Origin of the sequence: Flavobacterium sp. N502540 (genome assembly GCF_025947365.1) — a bacterium.
Lineage (GTDB): Bacteria > Bacteroidota > Bacteroidia > Flavobacteriales > Flavobacteriaceae > Flavobacterium.
This window is the reverse complement of record NZ_CP110012.1, coordinates 2,110,523-2,135,585: the sequence shown is the minus strand read 5'-3', so window position 1 is coordinate 2,135,585 and position 25,063 is coordinate 2,110,523. Positions and strand designations below refer to the sequence as shown.

The following is a 25,063-nucleotide window of genomic DNA, read 5'->3' as shown; positions in this document are numbered from 1 at the left end:
AAACATTAAAATCAGGAATAAAAAATATACTGGTGATACAACTTAAATAAAGGCGGTGCATTGGCATCAGAATAATAAGAAATAACCTGATTGCTTTTGAAATTTACAATTCCAAGGAAAACAATCGGTTGATATTCCTGAACTGCCATAGGAAAAGCAAACTGGAAGAAGAAAAACTTTAAGGTAGCATCATCTGATTTCTTTTCAAAATGAACTACTTTATCTTTACAGCAAGATGCTTTTTTTTCAGAGATTCCGCAACAATTCTTTTCCGGAGCTGCTGCTGTTGTATTCAATGAAACTGAAGCAATCTCTCCACCACAATAGTGCACATCAAAAGCAAACCCAATATTGGAGACCAATAATAGGAAGGCTAAAAATAATCCGGTACACTTTTTTAGTTTCATACTGCAAAATTATTTAAAAGACTCCAAAAAAGACTGAATAAAGTATTATTTTTTTAAATTTTGCTGCTGATAATAAAATGCAGGAATAAATAGTAACACAAATATGGGCTGAATAATGAATCTTCGCACATAAAAAAGAAGCCAGTTTCCTTCTGCAAAACATTCAAGAACGACAAAAAACATCCCCAAAAGTATCACAGCAAAAAACACATACAGCAACAAACTAAATTGAAGCATATCCCGATCCTGAAACAAAACATAGATCAATGCCAAAGACAAAACAGTGTTCAGGACATACCGAAGTAACAAATTCAGAAAAAGAGTAAAAGTTTTTACCTCTGGAAAAGGCAAATTTTTAAAATTGCCGTCAAAATAATCCAAAAACGGATCATAGAACAGCTGATTTTCAAAAGCTCTGATAACTGCAAAACACAATACAATCGCAACCGCGATTATTAATTTGGACTTATGTTCGAGGATTCTATTTAGCATACTTCGAAAATTTATTTACCCAAATAATCCACAAAAGAAAAACGAAACCATAAATAATCAAAGGAAACAAAGTTCCGTGCAAGAAATGATCCTGTTCCGGAAAACGAAACAATAAAACAACCAATATTGCAATTCTCGCTACATTTAAAACATAAATAGAGAAGATTCCAAACACTATAAACAACAAAGTGGCTTTGAACTTTCCAGAAAAAGCAAGCACAAAAGCAACAAACAAAATCATAACGCTTACCGCATTACAGCCTTCAACAATCCGAACAGAATAGTGCTTATTGTACCAAACCTCCATCCAGGAATCAGTAAGGCTTTTATGAATCTTAATATCACAATTAAAACCCTGCATCAATTGTTCGACATTTCGTCCTACAGTGTTGGTTACTCCATCGACTTCATTTGATCCAAAACCATTCAGATAAAACTTATATAACAAGGTGAGTACAATATAGGCGGCAAAAAAAGTGCCTATAAAAATAAGGAAGGGTTTAAACTGTACGAGATATTTTTTCAACGAAATTTTTTTTCAAATTTATGTATTTTTTGAGTTTAGCTTTAAATACTTTTGTATAAAATCTTAACATCATGACATTTCAAGAATTACAACCAAAAATAAGCGCTATTGTTTCTGACACCGCATTAGTTAGAGACGAAAAATTATTAGCAATCTGCCAGTTATTGAACGAGAATATCGAATACTATAATTGGGTTGGTTTTTATTTTGCTAATCACGAGAACAAAACCTTACACCTAGGCCCGTATGTTGGAGCTGAAACTGATCATACCGTTATTCCTTTCGGGAAAGGAATCTGCGGTCAGGTAGCCGAAAGTAATGCCAATTTTGTAGTGCCGGATGTTGCAGCGCAGGACAATTATATTGCCTGCAGCTTTACTGTTAAATCTGAAATTGTTGTTCCGTTATTTGTTGATGGAGTAAATATTGGTCAGATTGATATCGACAGTCATGTTATAGATCCATTTACAGAAGCTGACGAACGATTTTTAGAATTCGTAAATCAGGAAGTTGCTAAATTATTTTAATCCAAATCTTATTCCAAAAAGTTAAACATTGCACATATATACCAAATGTTTAATTTTTTCAGTATTAAAATTTATTTTCTCGGAAAAAAGTTCTAATTTTGCACCCGTCTTACAAAAGTTGTATGACATACATAAAAATCATTAAACAATATTGGAATGTATTTAACTAAAGAAAAGAAAGAAGAGATTTTCGCACAACACGGTGGTGCAACAAACACTGGAAGCGCAGAAGGTCAAATTGCATTGTTCACTTACAGAATTTCACACTTAACTGAACACTTGAAAAAAAATCGTCACGATTACAACACTGAGCGTTCACTTGTACTATTAGTAGGTAAGAGAAGAGCTTTGTTGGACTACTTGAAAAAGAAAGAGATCAACAGATATCGTGAGATTATCAAAGTATTGAATATCAGAAAATAATCAATATAGAAAAGAGGTGCGAGAGTGCCTCTTTTTGTTTTTACATTACAAGCATTTTATAAGAAAAAAAGTTTGGTTTTTCATTGGGTTTTAGAACAATAACTACACACAACAACAACTACAACACAACTAAAACCCATTGTATAATCAAAAAGGAAAAATTATGATTCCACAATTATTTGTAGAAAAAATCGATTTAGGTGATGGCAGAAGCATCACAATCGAGACAGGACGTTTAGCAAAACAAGCGGACGGTTCTGTAGTAGTAAGAATGGGCGATACGATGATTCTTGCAACAGCAGTTTCAGCTCGCACTTCAAACCCGGGCGTTGATTTTTTACCATTAACGGTAGATTATCGCGAAAAATTTGCAGCAGCAGGTCGTTTTCCAGGTGGTTTCTTTAAAAGAGAAGCTCGTCCAAGTGATAGCGAAGTATTGACAATGAGATTAGTTGACCGTGTTCTGCGTCCGCTTTTCCCAGACGATTACCATGCTGAAACTCAGGTTATGATTCAATTAATGTCTCATGACGAAGAGGTTATGCCGGACGCTTTAGCTGGTTTAGCGGCATCTGCAGCATTAGCTGTTTCAGATATCCCTTTTTATAACTTAATTTCTGAAGTACGTGTTGCACGTATCGACGGAAAACTGGTCATCAACCCAAGCAGAGAAGAATTAGAAAAATCGGACATCGATATGATGATTGGAGCTTCTATGGATTCTGTGGCAATGGTTGAAGGTGAGATGAAAGAAATTTCAGAAGCCGAAATGATCGAAGCTATTAAATTTGCTCACGAAGCTATTAAAGTTCAAATTCAGGCACAATACCGTTTACAGGAAGCTTTTGGTAAAAAAGAAATTCGTACTTACGAAGGTGAGAAAGAAAACGAAGAAATTTACAAAAAAGTAAAAGCTGCTGCATACGATAAAATTTATGCTATTGCAAAAGTTGGTTCTGCTAAACACGAAAGAGGAGCTGCATTTGCTGAAGTAAAAGAAGAAGTAAAAGCTTTATTTACAGAAGAAGAATTGGCTGCTGATGGTGATTTAGTTTCTAAATACTTTTACAAAACAAACAAAGAAGCTGTTCGTAATGTAGTTTTAGAACTAGGTGTTCGTTTAGACGGAAGAAAAACAACAGATATCAGACCAATCTGGTGTGAAACTGATTACTTACCAAGAGTTCACGGATCTTCATTGTTTACACGTGGAGAAACTCAGGCATTAGCAACTGTAACTTTAGGAACTTCAAGAGAAGCAAATCAAATTGATTCTCCATCTGAACAAGGTGAAGAGAAATTCTATTTACACTACAACTTCCCTCCTTTCTCAACTGGTGAAGCAAAACCTCTAAGAGGAACTTCAAGAAGAGAAGTAGGTCACGGTAACTTAGCTCAGAGAGCTTTGAAAAACATGATTCCAGCAGATTGTCCTTACACTATTCGTATTGTTTCTGAAGTATTAGAATCTAACGGTTCTTCTTCTATGGCAACCGTTTGTGCCGGAACAATGGCTTTGATGGATGCAGGAGTTCAAATGGTAAAACCAGTTTCCGGAATTGCTATGGGATTAATTACTGATGGTGAGAAATTTGCTGTATTGTCAGATATTCTAGGGGATGAAGATCACTTAGGAGATATGGACTTTAAAGTAACCGGAACTGCTGATGGTATTACTGCTTGTCAAATGGACATCAAAATTGACGGTTTACGTTACGATATTATGGAGCAGGCTTTAAGTCAGGCTCGTGATGGACGTTTGCATATCTTAGGTAAATTAACTGAAACTATTGCTACACCAAGAGCTGACGTTAAAGCACATGCACCAAAAATCATTACCAGAACTATTCCTGGAAACTTTATTGGAGCATTGATCGGACCTGGTGGAAAAGTAATTCAGGAATTACAAAAAGCTACGGGAACTACTATTGTAATCAACGAAGTTGACGAACAAGGTGTAATCGAAATCTTAGGTACAGATCCTGCCGGAATTGAAGCGGTATTGGCAAAAATTAAGTCAATTACCTTCAAACCACAAATGGGAGAAGCTTACGAAGTAAAAGTAATTAAAATGTTAGATTTTGGAGCTGTAGTGGAATATACTGCTGCACCAGGAAATGAAGTTTTATTACACGTTTCTGAATTAGCGTGGGAACGCACTGAAAACGTAACTGATGTTGTAAACATGGGTGACGTATTCCAAGTGAAATACTTAGGTGTTGATCCAAAAACTAAAAAAGAAAAAGTGTCAAGAAAAGCGCTTTTACAAAGACCTCCACGTGAGGAGAAAAAAGAGTAATCAGATCTTAGTTTACTAAAGGTTTATTCATAGAAAACCCCAATTCATGTATTTGAATTGGGGTTTTTCGTTTTTATGGCATTTTCTAACTAAAATTTCCCATGGTTACTAGAATAATCACAAAAAAACACGACAAACCTTACATTTATATGTGAAAATAAAATATCTTTAACACACCAAAAAAACAAATTAATAATCCTTAAAACACCACTATGAACTTCAACGTTACCCAAATCACAAGAATTAATCAGCAAGATTTTGTATTTTCAGACAAAAGCAATCTTACTTTCCCAATCCCTCCTTTAGCCTCTTCACAACTTTACAGAAACCAAGGAGTCCTTACCTTAAAAATATGTGCTACGGTTTACATCAACTCTAAAGACTCAGCTGCCCCAGCAGTTCGTACACTAATAGAAAACGATAGTAATATCGAAGTTTATTTTGACTATACATGGGATGAAAGCACACCAGACACCTATGATGTTTGGTATGTTGAAATCGATTATATTTCTGATAGAATTAACCAAATTACGTCTGTTACATCTTATTTAAGAAATTTGGATCCGGAAACTTCTAGAGGAACTACAACGCATGTTGGAAGTTAATTTTTATGAATTAAAAAGTATATAGTTAAACTAGAATTTAACTATATACTTTTTCTTAATTACATAAACTAACACAATTCAAAAATGCTCAAATTTATATCAATTTTCATTTCAATTCTGTGTTTATCATCATCTATTTATTCTAAGGAAAACATTAGTGTCATTTCTTTAAATGAAATGCTTAAAAAAAAAGCAATACAGTTTGATAAAGAAATTAACTTTAAGAAAGCCCAGTATTTTTTTATTAACAAAAAATGGGACTCTACTTTAGTGTATTCGATGAAACAATTAAATACAAGCAAGAACAAAGAATTAGCTGACTATTGTCATTATTTAAGAGGAAATTCACTTAGACAACTAAAACTATTTCAAGAAGCAAAAAGAGAATTTAGTTTTGTTTCTAAAAACTTTATGTTCTACCAATTGGTAAATAAATTCTTAGGTGAAGTCACTTTAGAATTAAAGCAATACGAAAAAGCCATCCATTATTTTAAAGAAGTAGAAAAAATCTCTACTACAAATAATCCAGATTACAAAATAAGCATCATCTATCAAAATTTAGGTATTTGCCATCTGCACCTCAATCAATTTAATGATGCCGAAGAATACTTTTTCAAAAGCCTAAAACTTCAAGAAGAAGAAAAAAACGCCGTCTCCCTTATAGGATTATACACCAACATTGCTAACCTATATTACCTTCAATACAAAGACAAACAGGCCATTCCTTATTTTGAAAAAGCATATAATTTATCCCAAAAAACTATAGATTTTGATTTAAAGAAGAACACAACACAAAATATGGCTGCAGTTGAAGAAAACAAAGGCAACTATAAAAAAGCATTGGCTTATAGAAAAGAATATGAGCAATGGAAAGACTCTCTTAATAACCAAAATAAAATATGGGCTGTTGCTGATTATGAAAAAAAATTCGCTGTAGCGCAAAAGCAAAAGCAAATAAAAGTACTTGAAGTAGAGAATAGACTTAAAAACACCCAACGCAACGGTTTCTTTTTTGCCGCCATTGGTTTATTATTAATCTTAACGGCAGGAGTTTATCTCTATGCCCAAAAAGTAAAAAACGGCAAAATCATATTGCTTCAAAAAAACAAGCTCGACCAATTAAACGCTACCAAAGATCAACTGTTCTCTATTGTAAGCCATGATCTGCGCTCGTCGGTAAATGCGCTCAAAACAAGCAACGCGAAGTTATCAGCAACATTGGAAACTAAGAATTATGATGAATTGAACCAACTCATTATTCAAAACAGTACTATTGCAAGCGGTGCCTATAACCTTTTGGATAATTTACTTCACTGGGCCATGTTACAAACCAAACAATTGTATTTTCACAAAGAATCCATTCATTTGTATTCTATCGTACAGCAAATCGAATACAACTACAAACCTTTGCTATTAGACAAAGCCATTAGTTTTGAGAATTTAGTTTCAAAAAATAGTTTTATCTTCGTAGACCTCGATTCGTTAAAAATTGTACTTCGAAATTTATTAGACAATGCTATTAAATTTTCGAATGAAGAAGGTAAAATAAGCTTTTACACCCGGGAAACCAATCCTGATTTTTGTGACCTTATCCTTGAGGACAACGGAATCGGAATGAGCCCGGAAACCATCAAAGAATTACTGACAGATAATACTTCCTTACTCGCCAAAAAAAATAATTCTGAAATTATAGGAACCGGTTTAGGTTTACAGCTGTGCAAACAAATGATCAGAAAAAATGGCGGAACATTAGCCATAGAAAGCGAGCTCAATATAGGAACTAAAATGATTTTGACTTTCCCAAAAACAACACCCAATGGATAATATTCATGTATTAATTATAGAAGACACTCCCGAACAAAGCGATGCTCTGTGTAAAGTACTGCTTCAAAACAATTATAAGGTTGTAGGCGTAGCAACTAATTTTGCTGATGCGTTAAAACTTTTTTACGAAAATACCATCGACATTATTATCATTGATATTTTCTTAGACGGAAAACCGGAAGGAATCACATTTGCTGAATCGATTAACATTATTCCAAATGCAGCAAAACCGTTTGTGTTTTTAACCAGCTCGCAAGACCGTCAAATTTTTGAAAAAGCCAAGCTCACAAAACCGTTCAGCTTTTTACTAAAACCTTTTAATGAATTGGAAATTCTTTATGCCATAGAAATGGCTGTAGAAAAGTTTTATGCTCAAACCGAAGTTTTTCAGACTGAAGAACAAGATACCGTGATTAGCAACGACTACTTATTTATAAAAAAGAAGAACTCCTTAAAAAAAGTAGCGCTAAATGATATTCTTTATATTGACGTTGAAGAACGTTATTGCAATATCATAACCGAGAAAGAAAAATTCGTAATTCTGATCTCTTTGACAAAAATCAGCAATCTGTTGGATAAAAACAGATTCATAAAAACGCATCGAAATACAATTGTAAACACGAATAAAATTGAAGAAATTATTTTGGCCGATAATCTCATTATTTTAAAAGGTGACCACAAAATAAATCTTAGTGACACCTACAAAGATTTTATAAAAAAGATGAATATTTTGTCATAACAACAGTAAGACGAAAAAATAAAAACTCAGCAAATCCTCTCTATCCGGGAGGTTTTTTTTTGTTTTAAAAAAAGAATACCCTCCCACAGGGTTAGTAAAAAATTTCATGACAAAGAATTCTGCTTTCATGACATTTTTAATTTCCTTCCCGCAAATCGAAATTACTTTTACACTAAGAAATCCAAATTATAAAATCTAAATGAGAATTGAATTAAACAGACCATCGGACATGAAGCTTTTATCTATATTAAAAAAAATAAAAAACAACCCCTGGGTTGGCGTAACTGTCTCTCTTCTCTTTATCATTCCTTGTTTATATAAAATTCTGGACGACATCACGGTTTTCAGAATCGAATATCTTTTGTTAGCCATCGCATTTCCGGTCTACATCAAATCGCTTAAAAAAATATTTGATGACATTTTAGATACTTCAGATGATTTTTCAGATTAAAAAATAAATTTTGCCCCAATTTTATCGTGACACTTTGGCTTAATCTTTTTAAGCCGGAGTGTTTTTTTTTTATTTTATGACAGAATAGGTTTCCAAACTCAATAATCTTGTATAAATCACTCGTTTTTTAAGTTAAAAAATAACAACATTATTGAATTTTAACAAAAAAACCATTGCTATTGGCATTTTTTTGATATTTTTGAAGAGCTATAAACCAAAAAATCAAAACCACCAATCCTTTGAAGAAAAACCAAATAAAAGGTCAATATATATTTTTATTGATCTTATTCTTAAATGCATACATAATTTGCGGGCAAACAAACAACGAAATCTTAGTATACAACTGGTTTGACAAAAATCTGGGTGTAGAATCATTAGAATTTGAAAATGGTCCCGCCCATTTAAACTTCGACAAAACAGTCAACAATGAGAACCGGTATTACATTTCCGAAGATTTCAGAAAAGGAAGCATGCAGTATAATAATCAAAATTATTCTGATCTGCTGCTCAACTACGACACTTACACCGACGAACTGGTTATAAAACCGTATGGCGAGCTTAACACCACTAAAATTAATCTCTTTACCGAAAACATCAGTTCCTTTAAAATAGGCAATGATAAATTTGTTCATTTAGACGTTCCGAATTCAACCACTTTCAGGAAAGGATACTATGAAGAAGTTCCGGTGGGAAACAATATTATTCTTTACATAAAACACTCTAAAGAGAAGAAAAAAAGCAATAAAGCCGAAGTTGATTTAATAGGATATACAAACAGAAAAGAATTCATCCTTTTAAAGCAGAACAATTTTTATCCTGTAAATGATAAAAAAGAGATCATATCTTTATTTCAGGAGAATAAAAGAAAAATAAATGATTTTTATCTGATGTATAGAAATCTAAGAAAAGAAGATGCAGCATTATTTATGAAAAACCTCCTCAAGTACATAAATAACTAAAATCTGTAGCAATTATCCAAATGAGAATATTTACCCTTCTTTTATTATTTTTCGGTTTTAATCAATGCATTTATTCACAAGATCAAAAGATCACCATAAATTACAGCAACATTAATCGGGTTGAAGTTTTAAAAAAAATAGAGGCTTCGACAAATTATAAATTCTACTTTCAAAATGAATGGATAGATAACAAAGTATTAATATCCGGAGATTACTCTAATAAAACAATACAGGATATACTAAGCAAAATCTTTGAAGATACTGATCTGAATTTCTTTATTACCAAAAACAAAGTCATTCTGACTAAGAACAGTATCATCTATGACAAGTTTCAAAATGATAAAGTTAAAGCCGGTAATATTCCTATCTTTTTTCAACAGTACGATTCTGTAAAGAAGAACAAAACAGATCAGACCTCTCCTATTGCATTAATTGGAAAGGAAACTATCGATTCTGAAACTGACTTTTACACCATTTCCGGCCACATAACGGACCTCAAAGACGGTAAACCTCTTGCTGACATAACGGTAAAAGCAAAAAACACCACCGCAACAACCGTTACAAATGCTCAGGGATTTTACAGTCTAAAATTGCCTGTTGGATTGGCAACAATCGAAATCGAATCGTTATTATACAACAACACCTCCCGTAAAATAATGATTTACAGTGACGGCACGTTAGATTTTCCGATAATTGAAAAAATAAACCAATTAAAAGAAGTTTTGGTAAAAGGTAAAAACAGTCAGAACATCAGAACTGCAATAACAGGAGTTACGACAATTGAAGCCGAGGGTGTAAAAACAGTTCCTCTGGTTCTTGGAGAGAGAGACGTCTTAAAAATTGCCCTAACCATTCCGGGAATAAAAACTGCCGGAGAAGGCTCTTCAGGATTTAATGTCAGAGGAGGAAAGGAAGATCAAAACCTAATGTTACTGGATAACGGAACGATATACAACCCTGCTCATCTTTTTGGTTTTTTCTCTTCCCTAAACCCTTACACCATCAATAAAGTTGATATTTACAAAGGAGGTATCCCATCAGAATTCGGCGGTAGATTGTCATCGGTTTTTGACATTACTTCTAAAAATGGAAACACGGAGAAATTTTCGGGTGAAGGAGGAATTGGTCCGGTTACGAGTAATCTTACCGCTTCGATTCCCGTTGTAAAAGGAAAAGCAAGCTTACTATTGGGAGGAAGAGCCACTTATTCTGATTGGATTCTAAAAAGCTTAGACGATGAAAACCTCAAAAACAGTCAGGCCTCTTTTTATGATTTGTTTGCAAAATACAGTCATAAAATAAATAAAAACAATACTATTGAAGGTACCGCATATTACAGCAAAGACAAATACACTATTACTCCCGACTCGTTGTATCAATACAGCAATCGTCTAATTTCTTTGAAATGGAAACATGCTTTTAATGAAAAAAACAATAGTGAATTTAATGTCTCTAATAGTGAGTACAAATTCAGTATCAACTATGAATCTGTCAATCCTGAATCCTTTATTTTCAAATATAAAATAACTGAAACTCAGGCGAGTCTTAAATTCAATAGCGAATTGAACAGTAAACATAAATTTACTTACGGGATATCAAGTAAATTATACAGCGTTAATCCCGGGGAACTTAATCCAAATGGGGAAACTTCGATAGTGACACCTATAAAAGTTGATGACGAAAAAGGATTGGAATCGGCTTTGTTTCTCTCTGATAAATTTAAAATTACCGAGAAACTATTGTTAGATGTCGGAGCACGATATTCCTTCTACGCGGCTTTAGGAGCATCTACGCAGAAAATTTACAAAGAAGATGTCCCTAAGACTCCTTCAACAGTTGTAGAAGAAAAAACGTATGGTAACAATAAAATAATTACAACTTACGGAGGTTTTGAACCAAGGCTTGCTTTGCGCTATATATTTGATGAAAGTCTATTTGTAAAAGCCGGTTTCGATAAAAACTACCAATACATCCATTTGTTAACCAATAACACAACCCAATCACCTACAGATACCTGGAAGCTATCTGACTTAAATGTAAAACCTCAAAGCGGACTACAATACTCTCTTGGGATTTTCAAGAAACTGGATTATAAAGATATCGAGTTAAGCCTGGAAGGATATTACAAAACTTCTAAAAACATACTCGATTACAAAGTTGGAGCCAACTTACTTTTAAACAAGGATCTTGAAACGGAATTACTTCAAGGTAATGGAAAGGCTTACGGTGTAGAGTTTTTACTAAAAAAATCAACCGGAAGACTTAATGGCTGGCTTGGTTACACTTATTCAAGAACCTTTATAAAACTGGACAGCAAGTTTAATGATGAAAAGGTGAATAATGGCGCTTACTTTCCAACTAATTTCGATAAGCCGCATGATGTAAGCATTGTAATGAACTACAAATTTACACACCGCTATAGTTTTTCTTCCAATTTCGTATACCAAACCGGAAGACCTATAACTTATCCCATCGGAAAGTACAATTACAATGGTGCAGAATACACATTGTATAGCGATCGTAACAAATACAGAATACCGGACTACTATCGATTAGACATCGGATTGAATATTGAAGGCAATCATAAGATAAAAAAATTAGCCCACAGTTTCTGGAACATCTCTATTTACAATGTTTTAGGGCGTAATAACCCTTATTCTATCTTTTTCGTAACAAAAGAAGGCCAGGTAAAAGCTTATCAAACCTCTATTTTCTCTGTTCCGATACCAACAATTACCTATAATTTTAAATTTTAAAAATTATGAAAAAGATCTTACAATACGGATTTCTTATAGCGATACTTCTTTCAATTGTATTGGGATGCACTACACCCTATTCGTACCAAACCAATGGCTTCGAAGATGCTCTGGTAATAGAAGCCACCATCACTGATCAATATAAAAACCATCAAATTAAATTGTCCAGAACGTATAAACTTGACGGAAAGAAACCAACCTTTGAAAGTAAAGCAGTGGTATATGTTACTGATGATCTGGGTAACAAATACGATTTTCAGGAAAAAAATGAGGCCTATCTTTCCGTAAACCAATTTCAGGCCAACCCCGGCAGAGCTTATCAATTGCATATCCTTACAAAGAATGGAAGAACATATATCTCTAATGAGGAAAAACTGCCACAACAAACTCAAATTGAAAAAGTAGAAGCAAAAGCCATAACAAAAAAGGGGGAACTGGGTGCTGAAATCGCCGTAAGCAGCAATGATCCAACAAATAAATCCCGATATTACCGATACGAATACGATGAAACCTACAAAATAATTGCGCCTAAAGCTTATTCAAAAAAAGCCGTCGCTGTTTTTTTTCCTCCAGGCTCCAATCCAAAAGGACAGATTGTATTTGAAGACAGAACAACAGAAGTTAGAGTTTGTTATTCCGATAAAAAATCTAATGAGTTAATTTTGACCAACACCAACCAGCTAAGTGAAGACAGAGTTACTGATTTTCCAATTAAATTCATTAGCAGCAAAGACCCGATCATAAGAAGCAGATACAGCATCTTAGTCAAACAATATGTTCAGAATCTTGCTGCGCATACTTTTTACGAAACCCTAAAAGAAATTTCTGACATAGGAAGTATACTATCGCAAACCCAGCCAGGTTTTTTCTACGGAAACATAAACCCTGTTGACAATCCGGGTGAGAAAGTGATTGGTTTTTTTAATGTGTCCTCCTATTCCGAAAAAAGACTCTTTTTTAATTTTACCGATCTTTTCCCAAAAGAACCAATACCTAAATATCAATATGATTGTCCCTCTCCAGTTCCTGAAAATGAAATAGACCAATTTTACTTTAATTATTGTTTCAGTTCTTCAGCCGAATGTCAGGGGAATGATATCCTAGACCTAATCAAATCAGGAATTAAAGTTTATTTTCCTAACGAAACGCCTCAGTATCTATTGTATCCCGTAGAATGCGGAGATTGCACTTCATTTTCATCAAACATAAAACCATCATTTTGGATAGACTAAAACAGATAACAATCATCGCTTTGACAATGTGTTTTCAGCAAATTTTGTTTGCTCAGAAGAACAATGCCGTAACGGAACTGAATACAATAGATCAAAACCTTAATGAGTCCATTTACATCAGTACAAACGCTAATTCCTATATCACCGGAGAATCTTTGTTTTACAAGATTTTCTGTGTCAATAAATCAACAAATGAAATGTCGAAATATAGCAAAATTGTTTACTTGCAGCTGGTCGACAAAAACAAAACAACAGTTCTTACCCATAAATTGTTTCTGGATAACGGAACCGCCGGCAGTGATTTTTTCATTCCGACAACTCTGGAAACCGGTAACTATAAAATAATCGGATACACCAACTGGATGTTAAACAAAGATGTTTCAGAATATTGTAATCTTGACATTTACATCTTAAACCCGTACAAAGATAAACCTGTAAATACCGTTTCTCAAAAAGAAATAACTTTAGCAGAGACGATAACAAACAACAACATCTCTTTTAATTTAAAAAGTAAAATTTACAAAAACAGAGACCAGGCAGAATTGCAAATCATCAGTAGTTCTGATGAATTTACAAAGGGAAATTATGTGCTTTCAGTAAGAAAAGCAGATGGTTTTGTAGCTCAAAAGAAAATCAATTTCGAAGAACTTAGTGCAGGCAATACTTCTAAAATCCCGCAAACAGAAATAAAAAACCCTAATTTTCTATTGCCTGAATTACGAGGGGAAATAATTTCCGGGAAAATACGATCAAGCAATGCTGATATAAGAAATAAAAAAGTAGCTCTTTCTATCGTTGGTAAAAACTATACTTTGAAACTTGCCAAAACAGATAATGAAGGAAACTTTATTTTTAATCTGGAAAAGCCAAACCCAAACTCCAATGTAATCGTTCAAATTCTGGAAGACAACAAACAGGATTATACCATTGAAATGGACAAACCAAAAAACATCAATTTTTCAAATTTAAACTTTCCGGAATTTCAGTTCAATGCAGACTTTAAACAGAATATTTCAGAAAGACTGATTTCCACTCAAATAGAAAACGCTTATCACAATCTTAAAAAAGACAGTATATTAGCCTCAAATGATACCATTCCTTTTTACAACAATTTATCAAAAGAGTATGAACTGGACGCTTTTACACGATTCGCAACTATGGAAGAAACGATAACTGAAGTTGTGAAAGGCGTCTATTTTTCAAAAGATAAAAACAACTATGCAATTCATGTTTACGACTACGATCCTAATTACGAATCTGCCTTACCTTCCTTAATAATTGTAGACGGACTGATTATAGAAGACCTAAACGAACTATTCCATTATAACCCAAAAAACATCCATAAAATCAATGTTGTAAAAGGAATTTACTATTATGGTGCAAAATCTTTTAACGGCTTAGTTTTCTTTACAACTAAAAATGGCGATTACGAAACCAAACTTAAAGGCAGTTTTATTTTAAGACCTGAACTTCTAAGACCACAGTCTAAAAAAGACTATTTTAAACCTGATTATGCCGGCACTAAAAATGAAAGAATTCCCGATTACAGGCATCAGCTTCTTTGGGTTCCTAAAGTAGATTTAAGTGATGCAAATTCGAAAGTACAATTTTATACCTCAGACGTATCCGGTAAATTTGAAATCACACTGGAAGGATTTTCTGCTTCAGGAAAACCCGTTTTTATAAAAGAGACTATCGAGGTTAAAGAGGCGCTTTCAAATTAGATCGGAAGAGATAAAAAAACAGCCAAACAATTAATTTGTAAAAATAATTTAAATTAATTGTAACTTTTTTTGAACTCATTACGTATAACCATTTGTACACTTAAAAATTGAGGAGACAAAAAACATGAGACAACTTAAAATCACCAAGCAGGTAACCAATCGTGAAACTGCATCATTAGACAAATACCTACAAGAAATTGGAAAAGTTGACCTAATTACCGCCGATGAAGAGGTAGAATTAGCACAGAGAATAAAAGCCGGTGATCAAAGAGCATTAGAAAAATTAACAAAAGCTAACCTACGTTTCGTTGTATCGGTTGCTAAACAATATCAAAATCAAGGATTAACTCTTCCTGACTTAATTAATGAAGGAAACTTAGGTTTAATTAAAGCCGCTCAGCGTTTTGATGAGACTCGTGGTTTCAAATTCATCTCTTATGCTGTATGGTGGATTCGTCAATCGATCCTGCAGGCTTTGGCAGAACAATCTCGTATTGTTCGTTTACCATTAAACAAAATCGGTTCTATCAATAAAATCAACAAAATGTATGCTTTATTAGAGCAATCTAACGAGCGTCCGCCTTCTGCTGAAGAAATTGCAAAAGAACTTGACATGACTGTAAATGACGTAAAAGAGTCTATGAAAAACTCTGGTCGTCACCTATCAATGGATGCGCCTCTTGTTGAAGGTGAAGACTCCAACCTTTATGACGTTTTACGTTCAGGAGAATCTCCAAACCCGGACAGAGAATTAATTCACGAATCATTACGTACTGAAATTGAGCGTTCATTAGAAACATTAACTCCAAGAGAGGCCGATGTTGTTCGTTTGTATTTTGGTCTTGGCGATCAACACCCAATGACTTTAGAGGAAATTGGAGAAACTTTCGACCTGACTCGTGAGCGTGTTCGTCAGATTAAAGAAAAAGCAATCCGTAGATTAAAACATACTTCAAGAAGTAAAATTCTTAAAACTTATCTTGGATAAATTCCAAAGTTCCAATTATAGCAATTCCAAATTTCAATTATTTTGTTGGAATTTGGAATTTATTTCAAAACTACCTATATTGGACGACAAAGCAAACAACAGTTTGATTGACTGTTCGTTTTTTGATTGATGATTGAAACTCCGGCTGATTACCGGAGTTTTTTATTTTATTTATTTACCGCAATACTTTTTACAGCTAAGACTTTTTAAAAACATAAATCTTTCGGAATTTATTACTCAACTCAAAACATAAAAAACTTTGCATAAATCTTTGCGAGCTTTGCGATTAAAAAAATTAACTTTGCAAAAAAAACAACACAACATACAACTACACAATGAAGAATACACTTATTGCTCCTTCTGTTCTTGCAGCTGATTTCGCTAATTTGCAACGTGATATTGAAATGATCAACAACAGTCAGGCCGACTGGTTTCATATTGATATTATGGACGGAGTTTTTGTTCCGAATATTTCTTTCGGAATGCCGGTTTTAGAAGCTATTTCAAGACATGCTAAAAAAACGATAGACGTACACCTGATGATCGTTGATCCGGATCGTTACATTAAAACTTTTGCCGATTTAGGTGCCAATATCCTAAGCGTACATTACGAAGCCTGCACTCACTTACACAGAACGCTACAAGCCATCAAAGCTGAAGGAATGAAAGCAGGAGTTGCAATTAATCCACACACTAATATTGATTTATTAGAAGATGTAATCAACGATATTGATTTAGTATGTATCATGAGCGTAAATCCTGGTTTTGGAGGTCAGTCGTTCATCGAAAATACCTACGCTAAAGTAGAGAAGCTAAAAGCCTTAATTACTCGTAAAAATGCTTCGACAATTATTGAAATTGATGGTGGTGTGACCAGTAAAAATGCCAAACAACTAGTAGAAGCCGGTGCTGATGTTCTAGTGGCGGGAAGCTTTGTATTTAAAGCCGAAAACCCAACTCAGACTATTGCCGAATTAAAAGCTTTGACTGCTTTTTAAATTTTTCACATTCGGGAAGAAATCAATTCCAGTCATTTTTTCAAGGGTTTCGATGGGAACTACAAAATCATAAAGCGACTTATCACTATCCTTGTTCGGAACTAAAAAAGCAATAGCTTTATGTTCTTTTCCGGTTTTGACTAAAATAATTTTATAAAAATACTTAGGAACAGCAACTTTTTCTGTTCCTATTTTTTTATCTGAATCTTTCAAAATTCCTCCTGTCACTACATAAATATCATTATACTTTTCAGCCCAATAACGTGTTTTCTGTTCCAGCCTGTTCCAAATTCCGCTGTTGAAATCGTGATCTTGTGGTGAAATATTTGAAGTGTAAAAAGTATCGTTATAAGCACTTTCATTAAACTCCATATCTCCCGCAGGACAAAGATGCCCCTTATCATAACCCGATTTTTTATAATTCCTCCAATCTGCAGAACCGGTCGTTACTTTTGGATCTTCAATAAAATAAGGGCGCTTATAATCGGCATTTTTTAGATATTCTTTCTTTAATTCATAAGCAACCCATTCTGCCTGTTCAAATTTTTCATTGTAGGACAATGTGTAATAGTTATGTTTTACAACTTGTCGGGTCGTAGAAGTCGGCAAATACGCTGCTGTAAATAAGGAATCTGAACTGCTTTGATTCGAAACAAATGGAGTCTGCTTCTCCTGTTCGGGCAATTTTACACCTTCATTAATTTCTTTTTTACAGGATAATAGCGCAAATCCCAATAAACTCAAAAGGATATAATTTTTCATTTTTTCAGTCAAATATTTTTTATCTGGTTTCCAACATCTGTAGAGTACCGTTAAATCTACAAAAAAACGCTCCAAAAAATACATTTTGGAGCGTTTTCCTAACAAATTAATCCTTTTACAGCATTAAGACTTTACTAATTTATCTCTTTTAATTTTAGTTGTAGCACTGTTTCTTACCACACCTTTTACTTGTAAATCATCTAAAACATTCAATGCTTCTTCTACATAAACATCTTTAGATAATGCCTGATGCCAAGCTTCTCTTTTTTCTTTTAATGTAGCATCACTTTTCATTTCAAGCTCTTCGTAAGGCAATGATTTAAAAACCAAATTGTTTTTGTAATCTGAAATCGGTTTGTATTTTTTACCTTCAGTTTCTACTTGCTCCTGAGTTGCTTTGAAGCTTTTGATGTTTAAACTATAAGTATTCTCCTTGTTCTTAACATCAATCCATTTCGCATTGTCTTCGATCAATTTAAACTGTGCATTTTGGGCAATTCTGTTTTTACTGCTTTCAATTGCTTTAGTAAAATTTGTATTCGAATGCCATGTGCTATAATCCGCCGGATCTATTTTATCCCAAGGCATAGCATTGTCGATATCGCGTTCTCCCATTTTTAAGTAGGCATAACGATCCGGCATTACCACATCACTATGAACTCCTTCTAACTGAGTAGAACCTCCGTTAATTCTATAGAACTTTTGTCCTGTAATCTTCAAAGCACCTAAATCTCCGTAATTTGCATTACGAACAAATTGATTCAGATCCAGAACATTCTGAACTGTTCCTTTTCCGTAGGTTTGTTTACTACCAATGATAACCCCACGTTTGTAATCCTGAATTGCCGCCGCCAAAATCTCTGAAGCCGAAGCAGAGAAACTGTTCACCATAATTACTAATGGTCCGTCCCACTCCACTTTTTTATCTTTATCGTACAGTACTTCTTTCTTTTTTCCTGCAGATTTCACCTGAACGATTGGTCCTTCTTCGATAAATAAACCGGCAATATCAACAACAGTCGACAAAGATCCTCCTCCATCGTCACGCACATCAAGTACGATACCGTTTATATCTTCTTTTTTAAGTCTTTCTACTTCAAGAGCAATATCTTTTCCGGCATCACGACCGTCTTTGTTCTCAAAATCGATATAGAATTTAGGCAGGTAAATTACTCCGTATTTCAATCCATTTCTTTCTACAATACTGGATTTTGCGTATGTTTCTTCAATTTCAACTACATCTCTGATGATTGAAATGATTTTAATTGTACCGTCTACTTTTTTAACAGTCAGTTTAACTTCTGTTCCTTTGTGTCCTTTGATTTTTTTCACAACATCGTCCAAACGCATTCCCACAACATCTACAGGCTCTTCGTTTCCTTGTGCCACTTTCAGAATTAAATCTCCTGCTTCAAGTTGTTTTCCTTTCCATGCCGGACCTCCTGAAATTAGCTCATCAATTTGAGTAAAATCATTTTTCTTAGTCAATCTTGCACCAATACCTTCCAGTTTTCCACTGATATTAACATCGAAACGATCTTTATCTTCAGGTGCAAAATAGCTGGTATGAGGATCAAAACGAGTCATGATTGAATTTACATATACGGAGAACCAATCTTCTTTATTCAAATCTTTAATCAGACTAAAATTGTCATCTAAAGATTTCAATGAGCTTTCACGTGTTTCTTTTTCCAGAGTTTCAAAAGTTTTCTCCTTATAATTCGGATCTGTTTTCTTTTTATCCTCTTCTAATTTTTGTTTGGTAACAAGCGAAGAAAGCGTAGATAACTTAATTTGTTTTCTCCATCTTTCGTTGATCTCTGCTGTATTTTTGGCATACGGCAATTTGTCATAATCCGCATTAAAAGTCTCATCTATATCGTAGTTGAAAGGCTGTGCTAAAATTGTCTTATAACGTTTTTTGCTTTCTTCCATTCGTTTCATCAATCTTGTATACGTAAGATTGAAGAACGTTAAGTCTTTATTCAAAAACTGATCGTCCAATTGCAATTCATATTGTTTGAATTCGTCAATATCCGATTGCAGGAAGAATCTCTTTGAAGGATCTAATGCTTCGATATAATCTTTAAAAATTCCTTTAGAGAATTCATCATTTATTTCTGCCGGGCTGTAGTGTCCTTTTTCAATAACAAATGCTAATAATTCTAAAAGTGTTTTATCTCTATTCGGGTCCGGATCTACTGATTTGTCTGCATTTATTTTAAAAGCAAACAAAGTCAATGACAAGCATAATACGGCTATAAGTATTTTATAATTTCTTTTCATAAACTTAATAATAGCATTCATCAAATTTTTTAATCTAAGTTACGGTAAAAACTGTGCCAACAAAGCCAAGCCCGCTATAATTTTTTGTTAAAGGTATAAAAATGTTTGACGCGCAAAAATCTTCTTCAAATTAGTTGACAAATTTTGCACTTTTTGTTCGTTTTCTACCGAAATCTGTCACTACATTTGCTTAAGACCCTTATATAACCTTACGATTTTAGCATGAAAAATGAGAAACCCTTAATATTAGTTACGAATGATGATGGCATTTTAGCTCCCGGAATCAGAGCTTTAATCAGTGTGATGGAAACTATTGGCGAAGTCGTAGTAGTAGCACCGGATAAACCTCAGAGCGCCATGGGTCATGCCATTACTATAAACAACACTTTGTTTCTTGACAAAATTTCTAAAGAAGAAGATGCGGTAACGGAATATAGCTGTTCAGGAACTCCCGTAGATTGTGTTAAACTGGCCGTCAATGAAATTTTAAAAAGAAAACCGGATCTGTGCGTTTCAGGGATTAATCACGGGTCAAATTCTTCTATAAATGTGATTTATTCAGGTACGATGAGTGCTGCTGTAGAGGCCGGTATAGAAGGAATTCAGGCAATTGGGTTTTCTTTACTGGATTTTGACTGGAATGCCGATTTTGAACCGATCAAATCATTCGTTAAAAAAATTACCTTAGAAACTTTGAAAAACAAACTTCCTCCGGGTGTGGTTTTAAATGTAAATTTCCCAAAACTAAAAGAAGAAGAAATCAAGGGAGTAAAAATCTGCCGTCAGGCTAAAGCTTACTACTCTCAAAAGTTTGACAAAAGACAAACTCCTTTTGGTAAGGATTACTACTGGCTTACCGGAAAATTTACAAACGAAGATCAAGGGGAAGATACTGATGAATGGGCTTTAGAAAACGGATACATTTCAATTGTTCCGGTACAGTTTGATCTGACCGCTCATCATACCATGCAGCAGCTTAATACTTGGAAATTAAATGAATAAAAAAGACATTACCATAGGCTTTGTTACTGGGATTTTCACGGCTTTGCTTGGAAGTTTTTTGTTTGTTTCGTTTTTCACCAAATTTGATTTTTTTACGGGAATTCAAACCATCAAGCAACAAGGATATCTCGGAAAAGTAATCACAATCGGTACCGTTTTAGATCTGGCCGTTTTTGGTATTTTTCTAAAAACGAACCGGGAATTGATGGCCAGAGGTGTTGTTTTCGCGGTCATTGTTCTTGCGATTTCAACTTTGTTTATTTAAATCTTATCTTTGTGCTGCAAAAATTATTTTGCGTTTAAGGTTGGAAACACACTTTCAAAAAAATCAATATGAAGTACTACATAATAGCTGGTGAAGCGTCAGGAGATCTACATGGTTCTAATTTAATGAAAGCCCTATATGAGGAAGATCCTCAGGCGGAAATTAGATTTTGGGGCGGTGATTTAATGCAAAAAGCCGGCGGAACTCTTGTAAAACATTACCGCGAACTAGCCTTCATGGGGTTTGTTGAAGTTCTTTTCAATTTAAAAACCATATTAAACAATATTAAAATTTGCAAGAAGGATATCACAGCATTTCAACCTGATGTTTTGATTTTTATAGACTATCCCGGTTTTAATATGCGTATTGCAAAATGGGCCAAAGCTTTACATTATAAAACGCATTATTATATTTCGCCGCAAATCTGGGCCTGGAAAGAGAATCGTATCAAGGCAATCAAAAATGATATTGACAAGATGTTTGTGATTTTACCTTTCGAAAAAAGCTTTTACGAGGACAAACATCATTTTCCGGTCGATTTTGTAGGACATCCTCTAATTGATGCTATTCAGAATCAGCCTTCTTTTGACGAAACAACCTTCAGAAAAGAAAACCAACTGGGAGAAAAACCTATTATTGCGGTTTTACCCGGAAGCCGTCAACAGGAAATCACAAAAATGCTGAGTGTGATGCTAAGTGTGGTGGATGATTTTCAGGATTATGAATTTGTAATTGCCGGTGCTCCAAGTCAGGATTTTGAGTTTTATCAGCAATTCATCAGCAATAAAAACATCAAATTTGTATCGAACAAAACGTATGATTTGTTACGATCTTCAACCGCAGCTCTGGTAACATCCGGAACCGCGACATTGGAAACGGCTCTTTTTAAAGTCCCTGAAGTAGTCTGCTACAAAGGAAGTGCTATTTCCTATCAAATTGCCAAGCGCATTATCACGCTAAAATACATTTCACTTGTCAATTTAATCATGGATGAAGAAGTGGTTACAGAATTAATTCAGAGTGAATGTAATACGAAACGAATTAAAGAAGAATTACAAAAATTACTGACTTCTGACTATCGCGAAAAATTATTAAAGAATTATGACATCTTAGAGCAAAAACTGGGAGGTGTCGGAGCCAGTAAAAAAACAGCAAAGCTTATTGTAGCTGATTTAAAACACGTTTAAAACTTTCCTGCTTTGAAAAGAATCTATTATTTAATACTCGTCACTGTCCTTTTTGCTTCCTGTAAATCGGCTTCAACTGCGGTGGGCAACAAAGAATCAAAGCGGGAAAACAGATATACGGTTACGCATTTAATCGAACACGCAACAGACAATATTGGGGTGCGATACAAAGCCGGAGGCACTACAAAAAGCGGTTATGACTGCTCCGGATTAGTGTTTACCACTTTTGAGTCGGAAAATATAAAACTACCGCGAAACTCTTTTGAGCAGGCTAAGGTGGGAAGAATCATTAAATTTAATGACGCCCAAAAAGGGGATTTGATTTTTTTTAAAACAAACAGGAGTAAGCAGATTAATCATGTTGGGCTTATTGTAGAAGTAAAATCAGATGAAATCAAATTTGTGCATTCTTCTACCTCAAAGGGAGTCATTATTTCATCCACTAAAGAATCCTATTATCAAAATTCATTTGCTCAAATCAACAGGGTAATAGAATAACTAGATAAATCATATTCTTTTTCTTACAAAATTTAATACTTTTGACTCATGAAAGTATTAGATTTTCCTTTAACTAAAATTACCATTTGGTTTAGCTGCGGCATTTTGGCTGCTTATTATTACCCGCCAAAATTCACGGTCATAACTTCCGTTTTTGTTCTTGGTTTTATTGCCTTTTTACTTGTTTACTCTTCTCTTCAAAAGAATAACAAGCAAAGTGTATATTCTGGAATCAGTATCTCTTTCATTTCTTTCTTTATTGGCATTGCAACACTTTTACTACATACAGAATCGCTGCAAGAATCCAACTATACCCATTGTAAAGAAGTTTTTAGCTCTCCTCAAACGATAACTTTTGTGGTTCGCGAAAAACTAAAAAGCAACACATACTGCGACCGCTACTATGTGCAGGTAAAGAAGATCAACAACAGGGATTATTCCGGAAAAATTCTTATAAATGTAGAAAAGGACAGTGCTAAAAACCCAATTATTATTGGAAGTATAATAAGAGTCAAAACCATTTTACAACGTACTAGTGCGAATAAAAACCCGAATCAGTTTGACTACCAAAAATACCTTTCAGATAAACAGATTTATGCGCAGCTTTATCTCAATAAAACAGAAATCGCGGTTAATAAAAAACTTCAAAAAGACATCTGGTATTACTGCGGACGTTTACACTCCAGAATTTATAACAATCTAAAAAAGACAGGTTTTCACCAAACGGAAATGAACGTTGCACTTGCTCTTATATTGGGACAACGACAAGAAATTTCAAATGATTTGATTCAGGATTATCAGTTCTCAGGTGCTACGCATATTCTGTCAGTTTCAGGTCTTCATGTTGGTTTTATCATGCTGTTCATTAGTTTTATTTTAAAACCTGTTCCCAATACGCGAAAGGGCTCTTTATTAAAATTGATTTCAATACTGCTGTCTCTCGCGCTTTTTGCCGTAATCTCAGGATTATCTCCGTCAGTACTGCGTTCTGTTGTCATGTTTTCTTTTCTTGCTGTTGGCAGCCATCTTAGAAGAACAGGAAGTACGTATCATACTTTACTTGTCTCTTTGTTTTTAATTCTACTCTTCGAGCCTTACTTTTTGTTTGATGTCGGTTTCCAGTTAAGTTATCTTGCTTTGTTTTTCATTCTTTGGCTACAGCCTCTCTTAAACAGTATCTGGTCTCCGAAGCTTAAAATCTCAAAATTCCTCTGGAACGCACTAACTGTTTCTTTCGCTGCCCAAATAGGCACATTACCTTTATGCTTGTACTATTTTCACCAGTTTCCGGGATTATTTTTTGTTACCAATATTGTTGTGATCCCTATACTATCTTTCATCATGATTGCCGGAATCATAGTACTGCTAATTGCTGTTTTTTATCCCCCTCCAATGGTCCTTACTGAGATATTTGAAAAAAGTATTTTCCTCTTAAACTATACCATCCACTACATTGCATCGCTCGAGTGGTTTGTTATTCGCAACATTAGCTTCAACTTCTGTCTTCTTATCTCCTCTTACTTTCTAATTATTTCTGCCATAATCTGGGGTAAGAAAAAAAATTACCCTACAACTTTCGCTGTATTGATTTCAGTTATAGTATTTCAGATTTCTATGATTTACACCAGGAGAGAAACCGGAACCAAACGTGAAATGATCGTTTATCATACCAAAAACAACTCTTTAATTTCTCAAAGAAATGGAAGTCGTATCAAAGTGTTTTCAAATGATACTCTTTTACTTCAATCCTCGAAAGCAACTCTTCTAAGTTCTTATTTGTCGAGTGATTTTAGTCAATTAAGCACTACTGTGAGCATCAAAAACCTGCTTTATTTTAATGGAAAAAAGATCTTAGTGATTGACAGTTCCGGGGTTTATAAAATCAGCTCTCCACCTGACATATTATTATTGATTCAATCCCCGAAAATCAATTTAGATCGCGTTCTGCAAAAACTGCATCCTAAAATTATAATTGCAGATGCATCGAATTCCTACTCTATTCAAAAAATATGGAAAAGCAGTTGTTGTAAAAAAAACATCCCTTTTCATGCCACAGCCGAAAAGGGATTTTATTCTTTAAACTAATAAATCAAACTTAGTCTGAAAAGACAAA

Annotated in this window: 23 protein-coding genes; 18 read left to right on the top strand and 5 right to left on the bottom strand. The window is 34.1% G+C overall.

The window, feature by feature from the left end:
* Positions 1 to 11 precede the first annotated feature (11 nt).
* From OLM58_RS09430 to xrtF, 3 genes are read right to left on the bottom strand one after another with little or no spacing between them, the layout of a single operon-like run.
* Positions 12 to 407 carry an HYC_CC_PP family protein gene (locus tag OLM58_RS09430; protein WP_264532088.1) on the bottom strand — a complete coding sequence of 132 codons (396 nt, stop codon included), beginning with the start codon at positions 405 to 407 and terminating at the stop codon, positions 12 to 14.
* A gap of 45 nt (positions 408 to 452) precedes the next feature.
* The gene (locus OLM58_RS09425) at positions 453 to 899 is read right to left on the bottom strand and encodes an exosortase F system-associated membrane protein (protein ID WP_264532087.1); all 447 of its coding nucleotides are present in this window, start codon (positions 897 to 899) and stop codon (positions 453 to 455) included.
* The gene (xrtF, locus tag OLM58_RS09420; protein WP_264532086.1) at positions 889 to 1,425 is read right to left on the bottom strand and encodes an exosortase family protein XrtF; all 537 of its coding nucleotides are present in this window, start codon (positions 1,423 to 1,425) and stop codon (positions 889 to 891) included. Before xrtF ends, OLM58_RS09425 begins: the two co-directional genes overlap by 11 nt.
* Before the next feature lie 71 nt (positions 1,426 to 1,496).
* Here xrtF and OLM58_RS09415 point away from each other — a divergent pair, with 71 nt between their 5' ends.
* From OLM58_RS09415 to rpe, 13 genes are all read left to right on the top strand, one after another.
* On the top strand, positions 1,497 to 1,952 hold the full coding sequence (locus tag OLM58_RS09415; protein WP_264532085.1) for a GAF domain-containing protein: 456 nt from the start codon (positions 1,497 to 1,499) through the stop codon (positions 1,950 to 1,952).
* A gap of 156 nt (positions 1,953 to 2,108) precedes the next feature.
* Positions 2,109 to 2,375 (top strand): 30S ribosomal protein S15, encoded by a 267-nt coding sequence (gene rpsO / locus OLM58_RS09410; RefSeq protein ID WP_007804772.1) that lies wholly within the window; start codon positions 2,109 to 2,111, stop codon positions 2,373 to 2,375.
* Between the two features lie 163 nt (positions 2,376 to 2,538).
* Complete coding sequence (locus OLM58_RS09405) at positions 2,539 to 4,674, top strand: polyribonucleotide nucleotidyltransferase (protein ID WP_017494817.1); 2,136 nt, start codon at positions 2,539 to 2,541, stop codon at positions 4,672 to 4,674.
* 212 nt (positions 4,675 to 4,886) lie between these two features.
* Complete coding sequence (locus tag OLM58_RS09400) at positions 4,887 to 5,279, top strand: hypothetical protein (protein WP_264532084.1); 393 nt, start codon at positions 4,887 to 4,889, stop codon at positions 5,277 to 5,279.
* A gap of 177 nt (positions 5,280 to 5,456) precedes the next feature.
* Positions 5,457 to 7,103 (top strand): tetratricopeptide repeat-containing sensor histidine kinase, encoded by a 1,647-nt coding sequence (locus tag OLM58_RS09395; RefSeq protein ID WP_264532083.1) that lies wholly within the window; start codon positions 5,457 to 5,459, stop codon positions 7,101 to 7,103.
* A complete protein-coding gene (locus OLM58_RS09390) occupies positions 7,096 to 7,842 on the top strand; it encodes a LytR/AlgR family response regulator transcription factor (protein WP_264532082.1) in 747 nt (248 codons plus the stop codon). The genes OLM58_RS09395 and OLM58_RS09390 overlap by 8 nt, the downstream gene beginning before the upstream one ends.
* Before the next feature lie 199 nt (positions 7,843 to 8,041).
* On the top strand, positions 8,042 to 8,293 hold the full coding sequence (locus tag OLM58_RS09385) for a hypothetical protein (RefSeq protein WP_264532081.1): 252 nt from the start codon (positions 8,042 to 8,044) through the stop codon (positions 8,291 to 8,293).
* 239 nt (positions 8,294 to 8,532) lie between these two features.
* Positions 8,533 to 9,252, top strand: coding sequence for a hypothetical protein (locus OLM58_RS09380; RefSeq protein WP_264532080.1), 720 nt, complete (start codon positions 8,533 to 8,535; stop codon positions 9,250 to 9,252).
* Positions 9,253 to 9,272: 20 nt separating this feature from the next.
* Positions 9,273 to 12,008: a TonB-dependent receptor gene (locus OLM58_RS09375; protein WP_264532079.1), complete on the top strand. Its 2,736-nt coding sequence runs from the start codon at positions 9,273 to 9,275 to the stop codon at positions 12,006 to 12,008.
* A gap of 5 nt (positions 12,009 to 12,013) precedes the next feature.
* On the top strand, positions 12,014 to 13,240 hold the full coding sequence (locus OLM58_RS09370; RefSeq protein ID WP_264532078.1) for a DUF4249 domain-containing protein: 1,227 nt from the start codon (positions 12,014 to 12,016) through the stop codon (positions 13,238 to 13,240).
* Entirely contained in the window at positions 13,228 to 14,964 is a 1,737-nt protein-coding gene (locus tag OLM58_RS09365; protein ID WP_264532077.1) for a hypothetical protein, read from the top strand. The genes OLM58_RS09370 and OLM58_RS09365 overlap by 13 nt, the downstream gene beginning before the upstream one ends.
* A gap of 124 nt (positions 14,965 to 15,088) precedes the next feature.
* Complete coding sequence (locus OLM58_RS09360) at positions 15,089 to 15,952, top strand: RNA polymerase sigma factor RpoD/SigA (RefSeq protein ID WP_007804760.1); 864 nt, start codon at positions 15,089 to 15,091, stop codon at positions 15,950 to 15,952.
* 335 nt (positions 15,953 to 16,287) lie between these two features.
* Positions 16,288 to 16,950: a ribulose-phosphate 3-epimerase gene (gene rpe, locus OLM58_RS09355; RefSeq protein ID WP_264532076.1), complete on the top strand. Its 663-nt coding sequence runs from the start codon at positions 16,288 to 16,290 to the stop codon at positions 16,948 to 16,950.
* Here the strand turns inward: rpe and OLM58_RS09350 are convergent.
* Entirely contained in the window at positions 16,927 to 17,712 is a 786-nt protein-coding gene (locus OLM58_RS09350; protein ID WP_264532075.1) for a DNA/RNA non-specific endonuclease, read from the bottom strand. The genes rpe and OLM58_RS09350 overlap by 24 nt on opposite strands.
* Positions 17,713 to 17,835: 123 nt before the next feature.
* Positions 17,836 to 20,019 (bottom strand): carboxy terminal-processing peptidase, encoded by a 2,184-nt coding sequence (locus OLM58_RS09345; protein WP_202700625.1) that lies wholly within the window; start codon positions 20,017 to 20,019, stop codon positions 17,836 to 17,838.
* Between the two features lie 201 nt (positions 20,020 to 20,220).
* Between OLM58_RS09345 and surE the strand changes: the two genes are divergently transcribed.
* The 5 genes from surE (at position 20,221) to OLM58_RS09320 (ending at position 25,035) form a co-directional block, all read left to right on the top strand.
* On the top strand, positions 20,221 to 21,000 hold the full coding sequence (gene surE, locus OLM58_RS09340; protein ID WP_264532074.1) for a 5'/3'-nucleotidase SurE: 780 nt from the start codon (positions 20,221 to 20,223) through the stop codon (positions 20,998 to 21,000).
* The gene (locus OLM58_RS09335) at positions 20,993 to 21,265 is read left to right on the top strand and encodes a hypothetical protein (RefSeq protein WP_264532073.1); all 273 of its coding nucleotides are present in this window, start codon (positions 20,993 to 20,995) and stop codon (positions 21,263 to 21,265) included. Before surE ends, OLM58_RS09335 begins: the two co-directional genes overlap by 8 nt.
* Positions 21,266 to 21,333: 68 nt before the next feature.
* A complete protein-coding gene (gene lpxB, locus OLM58_RS09330; protein ID WP_249966897.1) occupies positions 21,334 to 22,452 on the top strand; it encodes a lipid-A-disaccharide synthase in 1,119 nt (372 codons plus the stop codon).
* A 12-nt stretch (positions 22,453 to 22,464) separates the two neighbouring features.
* Positions 22,465 to 22,950, top strand: coding sequence for a C40 family peptidase (locus OLM58_RS09325; RefSeq protein ID WP_264532072.1), 486 nt, complete (start codon positions 22,465 to 22,467; stop codon positions 22,948 to 22,950).
* A gap of 48 nt (positions 22,951 to 22,998) precedes the next feature.
* Positions 22,999 to 25,035: a ComEC/Rec2 family competence protein gene (locus OLM58_RS09320; RefSeq protein WP_264532071.1), complete on the top strand. Its 2,037-nt coding sequence runs from the start codon at positions 22,999 to 23,001 to the stop codon at positions 25,033 to 25,035.
* The last annotated feature ends 28 nt before the right edge of the window (positions 25,036 to 25,063 follow it).

What these genes read in the sequence shown, in the direction of transcription:
- OLM58_RS09430 (WP_264532088.1), bottom strand. Translation starts at nt 407, where the DNA reads ATGAAACTAAAAAAGTGTACCGGATTATTTTTAGCCTTCCTATTATTG.
- OLM58_RS09425 (WP_264532087.1), bottom strand. Translation starts at nt 899, where the DNA reads ATGCTAAATAGAATCCTCGAACATAAGTCCAAATTAATAATCGCGGTT.
- OLM58_RS09415 (WP_264532085.1), top strand. Translation starts at nt 1,497, where the DNA reads ATGACATTTCAAGAATTACAACCAAAAATAAGCGCTATTGTTTCTGAC.
- rpsO (WP_007804772.1), top strand. Translation starts at nt 2,109, where the DNA reads ATGTATTTAACTAAAGAAAAGAAAGAAGAGATTTTCGCACAACACGGT.
- OLM58_RS09405 (WP_017494817.1), top strand. Translation starts at nt 2,539, where the DNA reads ATGATTCCACAATTATTTGTAGAAAAAATCGATTTAGGTGATGGCAGA.
- OLM58_RS09400 (WP_264532084.1), top strand. Translation starts at nt 4,887, where the DNA reads ATGAACTTCAACGTTACCCAAATCACAAGAATTAATCAGCAAGATTTT.
- OLM58_RS09395 (WP_264532083.1), top strand. Translation starts at nt 5,457, where the DNA reads ATGCTTAAAAAAAAAGCAATACAGTTTGATAAAGAAATTAACTTTAAG.
- OLM58_RS09390 (WP_264532082.1), top strand. Translation starts at nt 7,096, where the DNA reads ATGGATAATATTCATGTATTAATTATAGAAGACACTCCCGAACAAAGC.
- OLM58_RS09385 (WP_264532081.1), top strand. Translation starts at nt 8,042, where the DNA reads ATGAGAATTGAATTAAACAGACCATCGGACATGAAGCTTTTATCTATA.
- OLM58_RS09375 (WP_264532079.1), top strand. Translation starts at nt 9,273, where the DNA reads ATGAGAATATTTACCCTTCTTTTATTATTTTTCGGTTTTAATCAATGC.
- OLM58_RS09370 (WP_264532078.1), top strand. Translation starts at nt 12,014, where the DNA reads ATGAAAAAGATCTTACAATACGGATTTCTTATAGCGATACTTCTTTCA.
- OLM58_RS09360 (WP_007804760.1), top strand. Translation starts at nt 15,089, where the DNA reads ATGAGACAACTTAAAATCACCAAGCAGGTAACCAATCGTGAAACTGCA.
- rpe (WP_264532076.1), top strand. Translation starts at nt 16,288, where the DNA reads ATGAAGAATACACTTATTGCTCCTTCTGTTCTTGCAGCTGATTTCGCT.
- OLM58_RS09350 (WP_264532075.1), bottom strand. Translation starts at nt 17,712, where the DNA reads ATGAAAAATTATATCCTTTTGAGTTTATTGGGATTTGCGCTATTATCC.
- OLM58_RS09345 (WP_202700625.1), bottom strand. Translation starts at nt 20,019, where the DNA reads ATGAATGCTATTATTAAGTTTATGAAAAGAAATTATAAAATACTTATA.
- surE (WP_264532074.1), top strand. Translation starts at nt 20,221, where the DNA reads ATGAAAAATGAGAAACCCTTAATATTAGTTACGAATGATGATGGCATT.
- OLM58_RS09335 (WP_264532073.1), top strand. Translation starts at nt 20,993, where the DNA reads ATGAATAAAAAAGACATTACCATAGGCTTTGTTACTGGGATTTTCACG.
- lpxB (WP_249966897.1), top strand. Translation starts at nt 21,334, where the DNA reads ATGAAGTACTACATAATAGCTGGTGAAGCGTCAGGAGATCTACATGGT.
- OLM58_RS09320 (WP_264532071.1), top strand. Translation starts at nt 22,999, where the DNA reads ATGAAAGTATTAGATTTTCCTTTAACTAAAATTACCATTTGGTTTAGC.